At 34.1% G+C, this 16,501-nt stretch carries 14 protein-coding genes; 4 read left to right on the forward strand and 10 right to left on the reverse strand.

Going from position 1 to position 16,501, the window contains the following annotated elements; genetic code table 11:
• Complete coding sequence (locus SCB73_RS20445; RefSeq protein ID WP_320568022.1) at positions 1–1,941, forward strand: OmpA family protein; 1,941 nt, start codon at positions 1–3, stop codon at positions 1,939–1,941.
• 136 nt (positions 1,942–2,077) lie between these two features.
• On the opposite strand, the gene SCB73_RS20450 is transcribed toward SCB73_RS20445, so the two are convergent.
• The 6 genes from SCB73_RS20450 to pyrR form a co-directional block, all read right to left on the reverse strand.
• Positions 2,078–2,581: a CAP domain-containing protein gene (locus SCB73_RS20450; RefSeq protein WP_320568023.1), complete on the reverse strand. Its 504-nt coding sequence runs from the start codon at positions 2,579–2,581 to the stop codon at positions 2,078–2,080.
• A gap of 177 nt (positions 2,582–2,758) precedes the next feature.
• The gene (pdxH, locus tag SCB73_RS20455; protein WP_320568024.1) at positions 2,759–3,403 is read right to left on the reverse strand and encodes a pyridoxamine 5'-phosphate oxidase; all 645 of its coding nucleotides are present in this window, start codon (positions 3,401–3,403) and stop codon (positions 2,759–2,761) included.
• Positions 3,404–3,588: 185 nt separating this feature from the next.
• Entirely contained in the window at positions 3,589–4,494 is a 906-nt protein-coding gene (locus tag SCB73_RS20460) for a ribonuclease Z (protein WP_320568025.1), read from the reverse strand.
• Positions 4,495–4,588: 94 nt separating this feature from the next.
• Positions 4,589–4,921, reverse strand: coding sequence for a ribonuclease Z (locus SCB73_RS20465; protein WP_320568026.1), 333 nt, complete (start codon positions 4,919–4,921; stop codon positions 4,589–4,591).
• A 241-nt stretch (positions 4,922–5,162) separates the two neighbouring features.
• Complete coding sequence (locus SCB73_RS20470) at positions 5,163–6,092, reverse strand: aspartate carbamoyltransferase catalytic subunit (RefSeq protein WP_320568027.1); 930 nt, start codon at positions 6,090–6,092, stop codon at positions 5,163–5,165.
• A 153-nt stretch (positions 6,093–6,245) separates the two neighbouring features.
• Complete coding sequence (gene pyrR / locus SCB73_RS20475; RefSeq protein WP_008468864.1) at positions 6,246–6,785, reverse strand: bifunctional pyr operon transcriptional regulator/uracil phosphoribosyltransferase PyrR; 540 nt, start codon at positions 6,783–6,785, stop codon at positions 6,246–6,248.
• 258 nt (positions 6,786–7,043) lie between these two features.
• Here pyrR and SCB73_RS20480 point away from each other — a divergent pair, with 258 nt between their 5' ends.
• The 3 genes from SCB73_RS20480 to SCB73_RS20490 all read left to right on the forward strand — a co-directional run bounded on the left by SCB73_RS20480 (position 7,044) and on the right by SCB73_RS20490 (position 8,935).
• Positions 7,044–7,925, forward strand: coding sequence for a hypothetical protein (locus tag SCB73_RS20480; RefSeq protein WP_320568028.1), 882 nt, complete (start codon positions 7,044–7,046; stop codon positions 7,923–7,925).
• A 125-nt stretch (positions 7,926–8,050) separates the two neighbouring features.
• On the forward strand, positions 8,051–8,644 hold the full coding sequence (locus SCB73_RS20485) for a dihydrofolate reductase family protein (protein WP_320568029.1): 594 nt from the start codon (positions 8,051–8,053) through the stop codon (positions 8,642–8,644).
• Between the two features lie 117 nt (positions 8,645–8,761).
• Positions 8,762–8,935 (forward strand): hypothetical protein, encoded by a 174-nt coding sequence (locus SCB73_RS20490; protein ID WP_008468862.1) that lies wholly within the window; start codon positions 8,762–8,764, stop codon positions 8,933–8,935.
• Positions 8,936–9,132: 197 nt separating this feature from the next.
• Here SCB73_RS20490 and SCB73_RS20495 read toward each other — a convergent pair whose 3' ends face one another.
• From SCB73_RS20495 to nagB, 4 genes are all read right to left on the reverse strand, one after another.
• The gene (locus SCB73_RS20495) at positions 9,133–10,752 is read right to left on the reverse strand and encodes an ABC-F family ATP-binding cassette domain-containing protein (RefSeq protein ID WP_320568030.1); all 1,620 of its coding nucleotides are present in this window, start codon (positions 10,750–10,752) and stop codon (positions 9,133–9,135) included.
• Between the two features lie 363 nt (positions 10,753–11,115).
• The gene (locus tag SCB73_RS20500) at positions 11,116–11,943 is read right to left on the reverse strand and encodes a TlpA family protein disulfide reductase (RefSeq protein WP_320568031.1); all 828 of its coding nucleotides are present in this window, start codon (positions 11,941–11,943) and stop codon (positions 11,116–11,118) included.
• A 351-nt stretch (positions 11,944–12,294) separates the two neighbouring features.
• Positions 12,295–14,361, reverse strand: a complete 2,067-nt coding sequence (locus tag SCB73_RS20505; protein WP_320568032.1) for a beta-N-acetylhexosaminidase — start codon at positions 14,359–14,361, stop codon at positions 12,295–12,297.
• Positions 14,362–14,499: 138 nt separating this feature from the next.
• Positions 14,500–16,437 (reverse strand): glucosamine-6-phosphate deaminase, encoded by a 1,938-nt coding sequence (gene nagB / locus SCB73_RS20510; RefSeq protein ID WP_320568033.1) that lies wholly within the window; start codon positions 16,435–16,437, stop codon positions 14,500–14,502.
• Positions 16,438–16,501: the final 64 nt, after the last annotated feature.

Here is a 16,501-nt window from a genome sequence, read left to right on the forward strand (position 1 = left end):
ATGAAAAATTATATTTTCCTTTGCCTAACATTTGTAAGCGTTTTTTCATTGGACAGTTATTCACAGCAGTCAAAAGTAAACTCTGGTGATAAAAAATACAATAATTACGCTTATGTTGACGCAATAAAAACGTATGAAAAAGTAGCAGATAAAGGATATAAATCTGAAGAAATGTTCAAGAAGCTTGGAAATTCTTATTATTTCAATTCAGATTTTGAAGGCGCTGCTAAATGGTATGGTGAGTTGTTTGCAATGAATTCGAACATAGAACCTGAATACTACTACAGATATGCTCAATCGCTAAAATCGATAGGTGATACAAAAAAAGCAAATAAAATTCTAGACGAATTTGATGCCAAAAACAAAAACGACAATAGAGCAAAACTGTATAAAGAAGATGTAAATTATCTGGACCAAATCAAAGCCAACTCAGGCCGATATAATATTGAAAATGCTGGAATAAACAGCAAATATTCAGATTACGGATCATTTGTTTACAACAACAAATTATACTTCGCATCTGCAAGAGATACTGGAAATTTTTCGCAAAGAAAACACAAATGGACAGGCGAATACTTTACCAATATTTATGATGCCGATGTCGATCCTTCGACCTATACTGCTTCTAAAGTAAACAAATTCAAAAATGCTTTAAACAGTAAATTCAACGAAGCAACTCCCGTTTTTTCAAAAGATGGGAAAACTGCATACTTCACTAGAAACAATTTTGTAGATGGTAAAAAAGGAAAAGATGCTAATAAAATTACTTTAGTAAAATTATACAAAGCCAATCTCGACAGTAAAGGGCAATGGACCAATATAACGCCATTATCTTTTACAAGTGACAATTACAGTACGGCACATCCCGCACTTAGTCCAGACGGAAAAACACTATATTTTGCCTCTGATATGCCAGGCACAATTGGACAATCAGATATTTATAAAGTGAGCATCAATGAAGATGGAAGCTTTGGCAATCCAGAAAATTTAGGAAAACCAATAAATACAGAAGGAAAAGAAACTTTTCCGTTTGTAACAGATGACAATGAAATTTACTTTGCCTCAGACGGTCATCCAGGATTGGGAGGTCTAGATGTTTTTGTGGGAGATATTGACAGCGATGGCAGTATCAGCAATATTCAAAATCTCGGCGCCGATGTGAATTCCCCAAAAGATGATTTTGCCTATTTTATAGATTCTAAAAGTAGACTTGGTTATTTCAGTTCCAATAAAGATGGCGGGCTAGGTTCAGATGATATCTATAAATTCTTAGAAACCCGAAGGCTAAAATGCATTCAGGAATTAAGCGGTCTTATAACCGATATTGCAACAAATGAAATTTTGCCTGGAGCTAAAGTTACTTTATACGAAAATCAAGTGGTCAAAAACACGACAACGGCCGATGCGACAGGATTATATAAATTTCCAGTTGATTGCAAAAAAACCTATAATGTTCGTGCTGAAAACCAAGATTATGAAACTAGAGAAGTTAGCGTAACAATTGATAAAGTAAGCGGAAAAACCGACTTGCCAATTGCTTTAACTAAACGCATGTGTCGTGTTACTGTTGGTGATGATTTAGGAAAATGTTTTGGTATCAAAATGATTTACTTCGACTTGGACAAATCAAACATCAGACCTGAAGCTGCATTAGATTTAGAAAAAATATTGGCTGTATTAAACGATTATCCGGCAATGAAACTTGATATTCGCTCACATACAGACAGCCGTGCATCACATCAATACAATGAAGGTTTGTCTGACCGAAGAGCAAAATCTACTATTCAATGGTTGATCAAAAACGGTATCAAAGCCGATCGCTTAACCGGAAAAGGATATGGAGAAACACAGCTTGTAAACAAATGTTCTGATGGTGTTCCTTGTACTGAAGAAGAACATCAACTGAACAGACGAAGCGAATTTATTATTACGGCACTTTAGTTACTAGTTAAGATTATCATAATTTGGAAAAAAGAAGCTGTCTATTTCAGACAGCTTTTTTTATGCAAAAAAAAAAATCGTCACAGATATAAAACCTGCAACGATCACTAAAAACCAACCAGTCTTAAGTTTATCCTTAAATCCTAACAAAAATGTTAGTATAATATTTTTTACCAGTTTTAGCATCAATAGTAACTGCTAGACCAAAATGAGTAAAATTACCTTCAATATTTTCTTTATGTCCTGGACTTTCTAACCACGCTTTTAACGCAGCTTCTGAAGTCTTGTAGTTATAAGCTACATTTTCTCCAACTTTTTTTGCACCCAGCACTTTTTCAAGGTTTTCAGAACGTGCTACAAAATCATTATGATCAACAACATTTTTTTCAATCATATATTTGTTGTGTTCTTCGCATTTAGCCGAAATATGATTGATTGGTTCTAAAGCATTTAGACCAATACCAACTCGGTAATCGTTAATCAATTTCATGGTTTCTAATTCTGAATCATTGTACGCGTAGTTCGTAATCAGAATTTCAGTTGAAGTACTGTTTTCAGTTCCCTCTGCAGTATCAGCAGAACATGCGTTCACTGCAATTAGTATTGCAATGAACGTCATGATGCGCATTATCTTCTTCATAATCATACAGTAGTTTAATGCCTAAAGGTAAATGTTGGGGCAAATCCTTTAAATTTTTATAATTTAAATAAATTGTTTCACTTTTCTTACGTCAAACGTATTCAAATTGTCGGTAAACTACAAAATTAATCGATGAAATGCATCTATTTTTTTATTTATAAAATAATTTTCTTACAACTAAGATGATAATCGCTCAATCTTCCATGAAAAATCAGATTGGCTTGTATATCGAATTCGGTCATGAAGTCGGTTAGGTCTTCCTTGCCAAAATTCTACCTGTAAAGGAGTTACTAAATATCCACCCCAATTTTCAGGTCTCGGAATTTCTTTTCCTTCAAATTGCGCCTCAAGATTTTTCAAGTTTTCTTCCAAGAAAGCTCTCGATGGAATAACCTCACTTTGATTGGAAACTATTGCACCAAGCTTGCTTCCATTTGGACGAGAATCAAAATAACCGTCTGAAATATTTTCAGAAGTTTTTTGCGCAATTCCCTTTATAATAACTTGGCGTTCCATTTCCTGCCAAAAGAAAGACAAACAAACATTTGGATTATTTTCAATCGCTTTCCCTTTTTCCGAATTATAATTGGTGTAAAATATAAATCCTTCTTCAGAGAATTTCTTCAACAAAACCACGCGCGATTTCGGGAAACCATCCAATCCAATTGTCGAAACCGTCATAGCGTTCACTTCTCCGCTGCCGCCAAAATCTTCCACTTCATGAAACCATCGGTTAAATAAGTTAATTGGATCTTCTGGAATATTCGTTTCCAGTAATTCGCTCTTTTCGTAGGATCTTCTATAATTACTTAAATCGTTCATGATTTATTATTTTAGATTGTTGATTTTAGATTTTTTGTTTCAGGTTTCAAGTTTCAGGTTTGTCAGGCTGAGCGTAGTCGAAGCCCTCTCTATTACAAAAGCCCTTCGACTTCGCTCAGGGTGACATCATATAGTCACGCTTCAAAACTTAGAACCTTAGCACCTTAGTATCTTAGCATCTTAGATTAAAACTCAAAACTCAGGCCGTCATCTGCTAAAAGTACATTGGGAAAAACTTCTTCGGCTTCTTGCTTAAAACGTTCTAAACCATCATATCGCGTCGAATAATGACCTAAAATCAATTGTTTTGCATTTGCTTTTAAGGCAATTCGTGCCGCTTCTTTTGCTGTTGAATGTAATGTTTTTTGTGCCAATGAAGCTTCCGATTCTAAAAAAGTCGATTCGTGATACAAAACATCGACATTTTCAATAATTGGCAGTACAGCTTCATGATAAACAGTATCAGAGCAAAAGGCGTAACTTTTTGGCGGAGCCGGATCAAAAGTCAATTTTTCGTTTTCAATTACGGTACCATCATCCAATTTGATATCACCTCCATTTTTTATCTTTTGGTAATAAGCAACGTGAATATCATATTTCTGAACAGCTTCAATATTAAGTTTTCTTTCATCTGGCTTCTCCTGAAAAAGATAACCATTTGTATAAACTCGATGTTTCAGCGGAATTGTCTTTACTATAACTTTCTTGTCTTCAAAAACAACTTCGCTCTCTTTTGATTCTAATTCGTGGAAAAACAAATCATAAGTTGTCCATGATTCGGTCAATTTTAATTGAAGAAGAATTAATTCTTTAATCCCTTTTGGACCATAAATATGCAAATCTGTAGTTCTTCCTAAAAGCGAAAAAGTTGAAATTGTTCCGATCAAACCATAAAGATGATCGCCGTGAAGATGCGAAATAAAAATGTGATTGATCTTTGAGAATTTAATCTTATTTTTTCGAAGCTGAACCTGAGTTCCTTCTCCGCAGTCAATCAAAAACAATCGATTTTTGATTTCTAAAACCTGCGCAGTTGGATTAGTAATCGTTCTAGGAGTTGCGGCATAACAGCCAAGTATCGTTAGTTTCAATTTGTTTATTTGTTTAATCGGTAAATCGTTTAATCGGCTAAAATCAAATCAAAACGATTAAACAGTTAAACGAATAAACAATTAAACCTTATTTTTAAAATCCTAAGTCTCTTTCTATTTCCTCCATTTCGATAATATCGTGTGCTTCCAAAAGAGAAGGAACCACAACCAATTTATCTGAAATAGCATTAAAATCAAGATCTGTAGCTACAATTACAAATGACTTTTTAGCTTTTTTCTGTTGTTTTGAAAGCGGTAAAAAAAGCGTCAAATCATTTTCAGTCAAAGCCGAATCAGATGAAAGATCGATTATAATATTATGTTTTTCAAAAGTCTTGATTTGTTGCGTCACTTTTTCCAAGAAAGAATTTACATCTCCTTGCGTATCCTTAATGGTAACGGTATGTCCTTTTTGATCTACTTTCATTTTATAATTTGTGGGGCTTATATAAAAATTGATTTTTCTGCGTGCTAAGATACGAAGTTTTTTTATAGAGTTTTCAGTCGCAGTCGCAGTTTTCAGTTTTTAAACAAGTGTCACACTGAGCGAAGTCGAAGTGCTTTTTAAAAATGAAACGTGCTTTGCAAACGTGGCTTCGACTTCGCTCAGCCTGACAAATGTCAAAGTTGTTAAATGCTGAAAACTGCGACTGTGACTGACAACTAAATTATTGCTGAATCTTAGAAGCCAATAAATAAATAACCGCCATTCTAATCGCAACACCATTCTCCACCTGATTTAAAATCACCGAATGATCTGAATCGGCTACTTCAGAAGTAATCTCTACTCCTCTATTGATTGGTCCTGGGTGCATGATTACGATTTCTTTGCTAAGAGAATCCAAAAGCTGTTTGTCAACTCCGTATTGTTGCGCGTATTCGCGTGTCGATGGAAAGAAATTCACATCCATACGTTCGTTTTGAACGCGAAGCATATTGGCTACATCACACCATTCTAAAGCTTTTCTTAAATTCGGCTCAACCGTAACACCAAGTGATTCGATATATCTCGGAATCAATGTTTTTGGTCCGCAAACTTTTACTTCAGCGCCTTGCATCTGCAAAGCATATATGTTAGATAAGGCAACTCTCGAATGCAGAATATCGCCTACAATAACTACTTTTTTTCCAGCAACATCGCCCAATTTTTCTCTGATAGAATAACTGTCCAATAAAGCCTGAGTTGGATGTTCGTGCGCTCCGTCTCCGGCGTTTACAATACTGGCTTTAACATTTTTAGATAAAAAATAAGCCGCTCCGGGATTAGAGTGGCGCATTACAACCATATCTACTTTCATCGAAAGGATATTGTTTACAGTATCAATCAAGGTCTCTCCTTTTTTAACCGAAGATTGAGCTGCAGAAAAACTGATCACATCAGCAGATAAACGTTTCTGCGCTAATTCAAAAGAAAGTTTGGTTCTTGTACTGTTTTCAAAGAAAATATTGGCAATGGTAATATCTCGTAATGAAGGAACTTTTTTAATTGGTCTATTAATGACTTCTTTAAAATGATCTGCCGTTTCAAAAATCAGGTTAATATCATTCTCGTTGATATATTTGATTCCTAATAAATGATCTACGCTTAATTCTTTCATGTTTAATGTTTAACTGTTTATTTGTTTAATCGTTTAATCGTTTGTTTTGCGATTAAACAGTTAACCGATTTAACGGTTCAACTTCTTTAATTTCATTAATCGTTCAATCATTGGCTTTTCCGATTAAACAATTAACCGGTTAACCGATTAAACTTAATTCGTCACTAGGTGAACAACATCTTCACCATCATTTTCTTTCCAGCTTACAATTACTTTTTCACCATTTATAGCATCTACCTGACGACCACGGTAATCGGGCTGAATTGGCAAATGACGGCTGAAACGTCTGTCAATTAAAACCAATAATTCAATTTCTGAAGGTCGTCCAAAAGATTGAATGGCAGTTAAGGCCGAACGAATGCTTCTTCCTGTAAACAAAACGTCATCGATAAAAATGACTTTTTTGTCTTCGACTATAAAATTGATTTGGGTTTTATTGGCTTCAAGCGGTTTATCAGTACGACGGAAATCATCTCTAAAAAAAGTGATATCCAGATATCCTAAAGAAATTTCAGGAACCTTGTATTCGTTTTCTAATATTTGTTTTAAACGTTCAGCTAAAAAAACGCCTCTTGGCTGAATTCCAACTAAAATTGTTTCAGAGAAATCAAGATGTTTTTCGATTAACTGACAAGCCAAACGATGCAGTATGATAGTAACTTCTTTCGAATTAAGTAATACTTTTTGACTCATAAGTGATTGTAATGTTTGGTTGCGCAAATATACGGAATCTGATTTTATTTGTTGGGGTGTTAATGATTGAAATATTTTAAAGTAAAATTAAAAGATATTTTGTTTGTTTGTAATTAGTAAAAAAACAACTTCTTTATAAATAAATTTACTCACAAATCATATTTTAGCTAATATTCAAGATTCAATTTTATTACAAATAACATCATAACAAAAACAACATTAAATAGACAATATCAACCAAAATTTAAACTAAAAAAAATGAATTTAACTGAACTAGAAGACAGAATTAAAAACAATTATTATAAATTGATATACAAATCCTCATATGTATCAAGTGCTAGTGACAAATCATATGTTGGAACAAATTTAATTGAACTAAGACAAGCATTAAAAGAATTTGAGGGTGTAGAAATAATTGATAATGAACTAAATTTAATAAAATCTACCTCATTGTTTTCTAGCTACAATGATGAAGAAATGTTCACTTCAAAAGAAAATATGATTATTGATAAAAACGTCGAGGCAATACGAATTGGATTAGAGTTTTTATTGAGATATAAAATTCAAATTACAAAACCAGATCATGGACTTTATATAAAACTACCAGAAGTTATAAATTTCGAAGATCTTTCCAAAGTCGCAAACGATTTAAAAAAATCTATTGAGATCCCAATCAATGATCAACAAGATGGAGGTTATGTACAAATTCAATCCGCAGAATCAGGTTCTATCTGGCTTCTCATATCAGTTGGAACTATTTCTGCTGTCAACTTAATTGGAGGAATCTGCTGGGCGGCTGCTGTCCTTAGAAAGAAAAAAGCTGAAGCAAAAATTTTTGAAGAACATGCTCGTACTTTAGAATTGAAAAATGATGGATTAGCACAAATAATTGAAGCTCAAAAGCAACAATACAAAAACATACTACAAGCTGAAGCTGAAGAAATTGCAAATAAAAATTTCAACAATAACTCTCCTGAAGTTATTGAAAGATTAAAACTATCTCTTACAACAACTGCAGATCTAATCGATCGGGGAACTAAAATTTTACCTTCGTCAGATAAAGAATTAAGTCAATCTTTTCCTAATTATTCAAATTTAGACCTAATTGAATCTGCTATAAAAAAAATTGCAAATAATTAACTTTCCAAAGCAACTGTTAATATTCAAGTTAAATCCTCCAAATCCTAAAACATTTCCATAAAAATTTTACAACCCAGTTCTATGATTTTCAAGTAACTTTAAATCAAATTTAAAAACTCAAAATTATGAGAAAGTTAATCGTCATAACCATGATTACCATCGATGGCGTAATGCAGGCACCAGGTGGCCCTGAAGAAGACACTTCTGGTGGTTTTGAATATGGAGGTTGGGTAGCGCCGTTTGGAGATGAAGAATATGGCAATGTTATGCAGGAGCAAATGAAACCCGCCGATATTCTTTTAGGCAGAAAAACATTTGATATTTTCGAAGAATATTGGCCGAAACATGCTGAAGGCTGGCCGGGAATTAATGAAGTTACTAAATACGTTTTGTCTTCCACAAGAAAACATTCTGATTGGGAAAACTCGGAATTCCATTCATCTGTAGACGATATCAAAAAACTCAAAAATACAGAAGGAGGAGATATTAAAGTTTGGGGAAGCGCAACACTCGTTCAGCTTTTGCTTGAACATGATTTAGTTGATGACCTTTCTCTTCTCATTTATCCAATTATTCTTGGCAATGGAAAAAAACTATTTAAAGATAATGCAACTCCTTCGGGATTTACTTTAACAGAAAGCACAGTTACACCAAAAGGGGTAATTGCTGTTAATTACAAAAAAGCGGGAGAAGTTAAAACAGGAACAATAGGAGAATAAAAGTGAATTTAATAATTAAGCTGAAATCCAAATCCTAAAACATTTCCAAAAAATTCTATAACACATTTTGCCTATTCCTGAAGTAATTTTAAGTATCAATTTAAAACATCAGAAGTCATGCAAAATAAAATACTAAGATTGTTAATGGTATTTGTAATACTGTTTTCATTTACAAGCTGCGAAGTTATTGGAGACATTTTTAAAGCCGGAATGGGATTCGGGATCTTTATCGTAATCTTTATCATTGCGATTATTATCTGGATTTTCGCAAAAATGTTCGGAAGCAAATAGTAGTAAAATAAACAAATAAAAAATCCCAAATTCCAATTTTTATAGCGGGATTGTTTTTTTGCCACAAATTACACAAATTAGCACAAATTTAATTCGTGGAAATTCGTGTAATTAGTGGCTATATTTTTAAATACAAAAAATCCCAAACTCCAAGTTTTATTTGGAATTTGGGATTTTAATATATTGGAATTTAAAGATTAAAGATTGTACATCTTCTTTCTTTGTTCTTGAATTTTCTCATCATCAAGATATTCATCAAATGTCATGTAACGGTCGATTACTCCGTTTGGTGTCAATTCTACGATTCTGTTACCAACAGTTTGCGCGAACTCGTGGTCATGTGTTGTAAAAATTACAGAACCTTTAAAGTTTTTCAATGAGTTGTTGAAAGCTGTAATAGACTCCAAATCTAAGTGGTTTGTTGGCTCATCAAGCATTAAAACGTTTGCACGTTCCATCATCATTCTAGACAACATACAACGAACTTTTTCTCCTCCTGATAACACTCTAGATGTTTTTAAAGCTTCTTCTCCTGAGAAAATCATTTTCCCTAAGAAACCTCTAATAAATACCTCATCACGCTCTTCTTCTGTTTTAGCGTACTGACGTAACCAGTCAACTAAAGTTAAGTCATTTTCGAAATATTTGTGGTTTTCAGCTGGCAAATACGCTTGGTTGGTTGTAATTCCCCAGTCGAAAGTTCCAGAATCTGCTTTTTGTTCACCGTTTAAGATTTCGTAGAAAGCAGTCGTTGCACGTGAATCTTTAGAGAAAAGAACGATTTTATCGCCTTTTGCCATATTCAGGTTAATGTCTTTGAATAAAACTTCTCCATCTACAGAAGCTGCTAAACCTTCTACATTCAAGATCTGATCTCCAGCTTCACGATCCTGATCGAAGATAATCGCAGGGTAACGACGGCTAGATGGTTTGATTTCGGCAATATTTAATTTCGAAATCATTTTTTTACGAGAAGTAGCTTGTTTCGATTTCGCCACGTTTGCACTAAAACGACGAATAAATTCTTCCAACTCTTGTTTCTTCTCTTCTGCTTTTTTGTTTTGCTGTGCACGTTGTTTTGCCGCTAATTGGCTAGACTCGTACCAGAACGTATAGTTTCCTGAGTAGTGGTTGATTTTTCCGAAATCAATATCAGAAATATGTGTACAAACCGCATCTAAAAAGTGACGGTCGTGAGATACAACGATTACAGTATTTTCGTAGTTTGCTAAGAAGTTCTCTAACCAAGCGATTGTCTCGAAATCCAAATCGTTGGTAGGCTCATCCATAATCAGCAAGTCAGGATTTCCAAAAAGTGCCTGTGCCAAAAGGACACGTACTTTCATTTTTCCCTCCATATCAGCCATTAAAGTATAATGATCTGCTTCTGTGATTCCTAAGTTAGACAACATGGCTGCAGCATCAGAATCGGCGTTCCATCCGTTCATTTCTTCAAACTGAACTTGTAACTCCCCTATTCTGTCTGCATTAGCATCATTATAATCTAAATAAAGTTCATCCATTTCTTTTTTAACAGCATACAGAACTTTATTTCCCATTAAAACGGTTTCCAAAACAGTGTGTTCGTCGAACATGTTGTGGTTCTGGTTTAAAACCGACATACGTTTTCCCGGTTCTAAATGAATGTGCCCAGAAGTTGGGTCCATATCGCCTGAAATAATTTTTAGAAATGTAGATTTTCCAGCACCATTGGCTCCAATAACGCCGTAAATATTTCCGTGAGTGAATGTGGTATTTACTTCGTCAAACAAAATTCGTTTGCCAAATTGAACTGATAAATTATTGACTGTTAACATGAATGTCTTTTTAATTAATTTGGTGCAAAAGTAGTGAAAAAGGTTCTAAGTTGCAAAGATGCTAAGGTGCTAAGGTTTTTATGCTGATGATGAGTTCTCGCAGAGGCGCAAAGCCGCGGAGTTTTGTTTTACCAATCTAATTACTACGCAATCTTGTCATTTCGAGGAACGAGACCCGAGCGATAGCGAATTGGCGAAGCAAATCTTCGCGAGAAACTCCGCTTCTATAATCGCCAATCTTTGTCGAGCTACTTGTGGAGATTTCTCCTTCGTCGAAATGACAAACTATATCTTTAATTATCATTAAAAAAACTTTGCGACTTCGCTCCCGATAGCTATCGGGATTGCGAGATTAATTAAAACTTATAACTTACTTTCTTTAGCAAGCGCCACTTCCAAACTTTCAAAATTAGGAAGCACTTTTGCAATCATTCCTTCTTTGTTAATGATAAAATGTGTTGGAAAAGAATTCAATTGCAGAGATTCATTCATGTAGACTTTCATGTCTGGAATTACAGAATAAGATAATGGTTTTCTGGCTAAGAATGTTTTTAATTGTTCTGCTGAATCTTCGGCTAAACTCATAAAAACAATATCTTTTCTGTCTTTGTATTCTTCAACTAATTTGTTGACTTGCGGAAATTCTCTGATGCATGGCGTACAGTGAATGTACCAGCATTTTATTACAATGATTTTTCCTTTCATGGATTCGTTAGTTACCAGATTTCCGTTTAAATCTTTAAATGAAAATTTTGGGAAAGCTGTTCCTTCCATTTTATAGTTTTTATAAGCATCAAAACCTATTTGATTGATTGTTGCTTTTATGCTTGTATCTGTTTTTGGCTGAATTTTGAAAAGTTTATATACATACTCATTACCTTCAGATTTTAATCGAATTGGGATGAAATTTCTGTTTGCTAATTGATCTAAAAAAGCTTCTTTTGAAATTTCTTTTGATTCAGCATCAAGAGCCGTAAAATCTCTTGAAAGCATTATTTTTTTGCTTTGATAAGCTGACCAGTCAGTAAAGTTTTTTTGAATTTGAATGGGATCTATTTCTGAATTTCCAAATTTATTCTGAGCTGAACTTATTGCAAAAACAAAAAACAGGGCAAGTAAACTGATGAATTTCTTCATGGATTCTAAAACAATTATATTTAATTTCAAAAGTAGTAAAAATAATGTCTCCATTTCTTGCTACATGAACAATAGCAGACTCGCGGAGTGAACAGCGCTTAAAACTAAAATTCTTGCTTTTAAACCATAAAAAAAACCTGGCAATAGAGATTTGCCAGGTTTTATAATGCTCGCATTTAAGTGAAAACCAAATAACAAATCACTCAAATTTGATCATTATTTGAAATAAAATTTTAGATTAAAAAATAAATAACCAAACTCAATTTTAACCGTCCCAATATTTTATTTCTATATTTTATTGACTGAATCAGCACATTAATTTGTCATAATTATCTCTGCCAGAAAACCGCTGGCAGAGATAAATAAATAAGCACTAAACAAACACTACTAATTCAAACCAAATTTTCATATTAATTTCTTCAATCCAGCGTAAACCGCCAACTCAACATCGGCAAAATCTTTTGTATTACAATCCTCAATTAATTTTTTCAAATCTTCTGCTTTTAAAGCCGATTTATTGTCAAGAGCTAATAAAACTTGCTCTGACGCGTCGCTCAATCTTTTTGCCAAAGGAAGAATTGGTTGAACTAATGGCGCATTTGCACTTAGTTCATTTAACCCTTTGTTTAAAGCAATCCACTTGGTCAAAAATGCGGTCACTTTTGCTTTGTTTTCTGGGGTTTTATTTGCTGCATATTGTGTTGCCACTTCATTAAAACTAATTGCATCTTTAGCGTCGGCGGTACATGCATCTGCAAAAAGTGTCAATGGAGAATACATTTGATATTCTGTCCCGCCCTTGTTTCTTGTATATCCTTTTAAAGGCTCGCAAACATTTGAGAATTCATTCAAAATACTGACATCTTGATTGTTTGCAATATTTCTTAAGATTACTCCTTTATTACGAATGTGCGTCAATCCAATTTCCTCCAATCTGAACGAAACGACATCAAGACGTTTGCGCATATTTGATACATCGGTAATATCTTCTGCAGACCAAAGTCTTTCTGCAATTGCGGCAGTTCTTGGCCAAACTCTTGAGTCAATTGTTTCAGGAGTTACAAGTTCTGTCCACATGGTCGCTTCACCTCCTAAGATTTTTGCTTTTTCTTCCGTTGTTAAATTAGCTCCTTTTGGCATTGGATCATTCAAATAATGACTTTCAACAGGATACATCAAGTCGATATAATATCCGTTTGACAATACTGTTTTATATCCTTTTTTAACTGCATCAATTAAAGATTGTCCAGCAGCCATTCCTTCGTTTGCACCTCTCCAAGAATGCACAATTGCATCTTTTGAAAGATCTTTTGTCATAATTTCTTCCCAACCCATTAATTGTTTTCCATGTTTTTTAAGCATTGGAGCCAATTGCATGGTAAAATACGTCTGCAATTCGTGGTTTGTTTTTAAATTATGTTTCTTTTTAAACTCTTGAATTTTTGGGTTTGCATCCCAGTCTTTTCCTTCATTCTCATCTCCCCCAATATGAAAATAAGCGCCTGGGAATAATGGGCAAACCTCATCAAAAATTTCACTTAACAATTGATATGTTTTTGGATTTGAAGGATCTAATGTTGGCGAAAAAATACCCGCATTTCTTTCAATTCCATAGGTAGAAATTGCTGTACCTTGAATATTTTTTTCGGAAGTTCCACCGGTCACCGTAATTACTTTGCTTCCAATTTCTGGATAAGCAGTAAGTATTGACGAACCATGACCCGGAACATCTATTTCTGGAACAATTAAAATACCGCGCTCATCAGCATATTTTACGATATTTCTAATTTCCTCTTGTGTATAATACAATCCATCTGATGCTTTTTCGATCAGTTTTGGATGTTTTTTCATTTCAATTCTCCATCCTTGATCATCGACCAAATGCCAGTGGAAAACATTCATTTTCATTGCTGCAAGTCCATCAATATTTCTTTTGATGACATCAATTGGCTGAAAATGTCTTGAAGCATCAATCATTAATCCTCTCCAAGTAAAACGAGGAAAATCAGAAATCTGTGAATTCGGAAAATAAAATGATGTATTGTTATTCTGCAACATTTGCAATAAGGTTTCAAGCCCGTGTAAAGCTCCTAAATCACTTGTTGCGTTTATTGTGATCTTGTTTTGTTTGATATCTAAATGATAGCTTTCGTCTTCATACAAACCAATTTTTCCGCTTTTAGCACAATTGATCTGTAGCTCTGCTGACGGAACCTCATTTAATTTTGTAATAAAACCTTGAGAGAAAAACATACCAGTCCGTCCATCTAAACGACGCAAAAAACGAGTAACTCCTCCAAAAATTCTTGGATTCGGGTTTCCAGTAATATTCACTTTAAAGTTTTTATTTAAAGCAAAATTGCCATCATTTAAAACAACACTTTGAGGCCAAGGCATTAAATTAAGTTGCTCTTTTTGAATTTGAGCACTAGACGTTAAGCCCGCAAATAGTAAGACTAATAAATATTTCATTTTGTTTTTTTTGAAAAATGTTATCGCTAGGATAACCATAAATTGATAAAAAAAAACAAAACTCAGAGTGATTTCTATTGAACCTCACAAATCGCTATAAAATCATTCTGAATTCTGTAATTGATTTGGTTTTCGAATCTAATAATCAAAGCGTTTAAAAGCCTCGATTGCTTCATATTCTGCCAAACCTAGTTCATCATATAGGATTGCTGTATTTTTATTTCGGTCTTCTGCTCTAACCCAGAATTCGCGAGAATCATTTCCTTGAAACATAACTCGGTCTTTTTGAGACTGGTGGTATAAAATCGCATGACGTTTTAACAATACTTCAGAAGGACTCAACGGAACTGCCATGTCAATTTCATGAATATCCCATTCGTGCCAAGCTCCTCTGTAAAGCCACAACCAACAATCATCCATATATTTTTCAGACTTTAATGCGGCCATTGCTGCAAAAATTGCATTCAAGCAAACCTCATGTGTTCCATGCGGATCAGCAAGATCTCCAGCTGCAAATACTTGGTGCGGTTTTATTTTGGCAATAATATTTTTTACAATATCAATATCTACTTGACCAAGCGGATTTTTTTTAACCTGCCCAGTTTCATAAAAAGGAAGATCTAAGAAATGCGTATTTTCATCTTTTAAACCAATATATCTCGTTGCTCCATAAGATTCTCTTCTTCTAATAAGTCCTTTTAATTTTCGAACTTCAAGAGAGTCTATTTGGTTTTCCGATTTATTGTTTAGAAAATCAATTACTGCTTTGAAATTGATATCTGATTTGCCTTCTCCAACAAAATCACTAGCAACTTCAGCAAATTTTAACGCTTCATCATCTGTAACAGCTATATTTCCAGAAGTTTGATAAACAACATGAACATCGTGACCTTGTTTTATCAATTTTGAAAAAGTTCCGCCCATTGAAATCACATCATCATCTGGATGCGGACTGAAAAGAATAACTCTTTTTTTGGCTGGATTTGCTCTTTCCGGACGATGTGAATCATCTGTATTTGGTTTTCCTCCAGGCCATCCTGTAATGGTGTGCTGCAATACATTGAACATATTGATATTCAAATCGTAAGCAGAACCTTCTTGTGCCAAAAGATCAGACATTCCGTTGTTATTGTAATCACGGTCTGTCAATTTCAATATCGACTGTTTTGTTTTTTGGCACAACCAAACAATCGCTTTACTTTTTAACTCTTGTGTCCAAATACATTCACCAACAAGCCAAGGCGTTTTAAAACGAGTCAATTCTGATGCTGCTGACTGATCTAAGACAAAGGTCGCGTTTGGATGATTCTGCAAAAATGTAGCAGGAACTTCTGAACTAATATCACCTTGAACAGTTCTTTTAATAATATCAGCCTTGTTTTGTCCCCACGCCATCAATACAATACGTTTTGATCTCATAATAGTTGAAACTCCCATCGTTATTGCACGTTTTGGAACGTTGTCTATACCATTAAAATCTGACGATGCATCGACTCTTGTAATATGGTCCAAAGTAATAATTCTTGTCCCAGAATTAACGTGTGAACCTGGTTCGTTAAAACCAACGTGGCCAGTTCGTCCAATTCCCAATAATTGAAAATCAAGACCTCCTGCCTGTTTAATATTCATTTCATAATCAATACAGTATTGATTCAATTCATCAATTGCAACTGTACCATCGGGAATATTAACATTTTCAGGTTTAATATCAATATGATTAAAAAGATGCTGATGCATGAAATAATGGTAGCTCTGATTGTTTTCTTTTGACATTGGATAATACTCATCCAAGTTAAAAGTGATCACATTGTTAAAGCTTAATCCTTCTTCTCTGTGCATTCTCACTAGTTCCTCATATACTTTTATAGGAGAAGAACCTGTTGCCAGACCAAGTACACAAGATTTATTTTTTTCTTGCTTAGATCTGATTAACTGAGCGATTTCCTGCGCTACAATTACTGATGCTTCGGCAGAGCTTTTGAAGATTTCGTTGTGAATTTTCTCAAATCTAGTTTCTTCAAATTTACCGGCGCTTTTATAACTGATATCAGGTTTTATTTCTAAAGCACTTTTCATTTTTTTTCTTTTTTTGGTATGTACAATTTTGGCTTTTTAAAGTGGTATAAGTAACTCTCATTAC

Origin of the sequence: Flavobacterium sp. KACC 22761 (assembly GCF_034058155.1) — a bacterium.
Taxonomy (GTDB): domain Bacteria; phylum Bacteroidota; class Bacteroidia; order Flavobacteriales; family Flavobacteriaceae; genus Flavobacterium.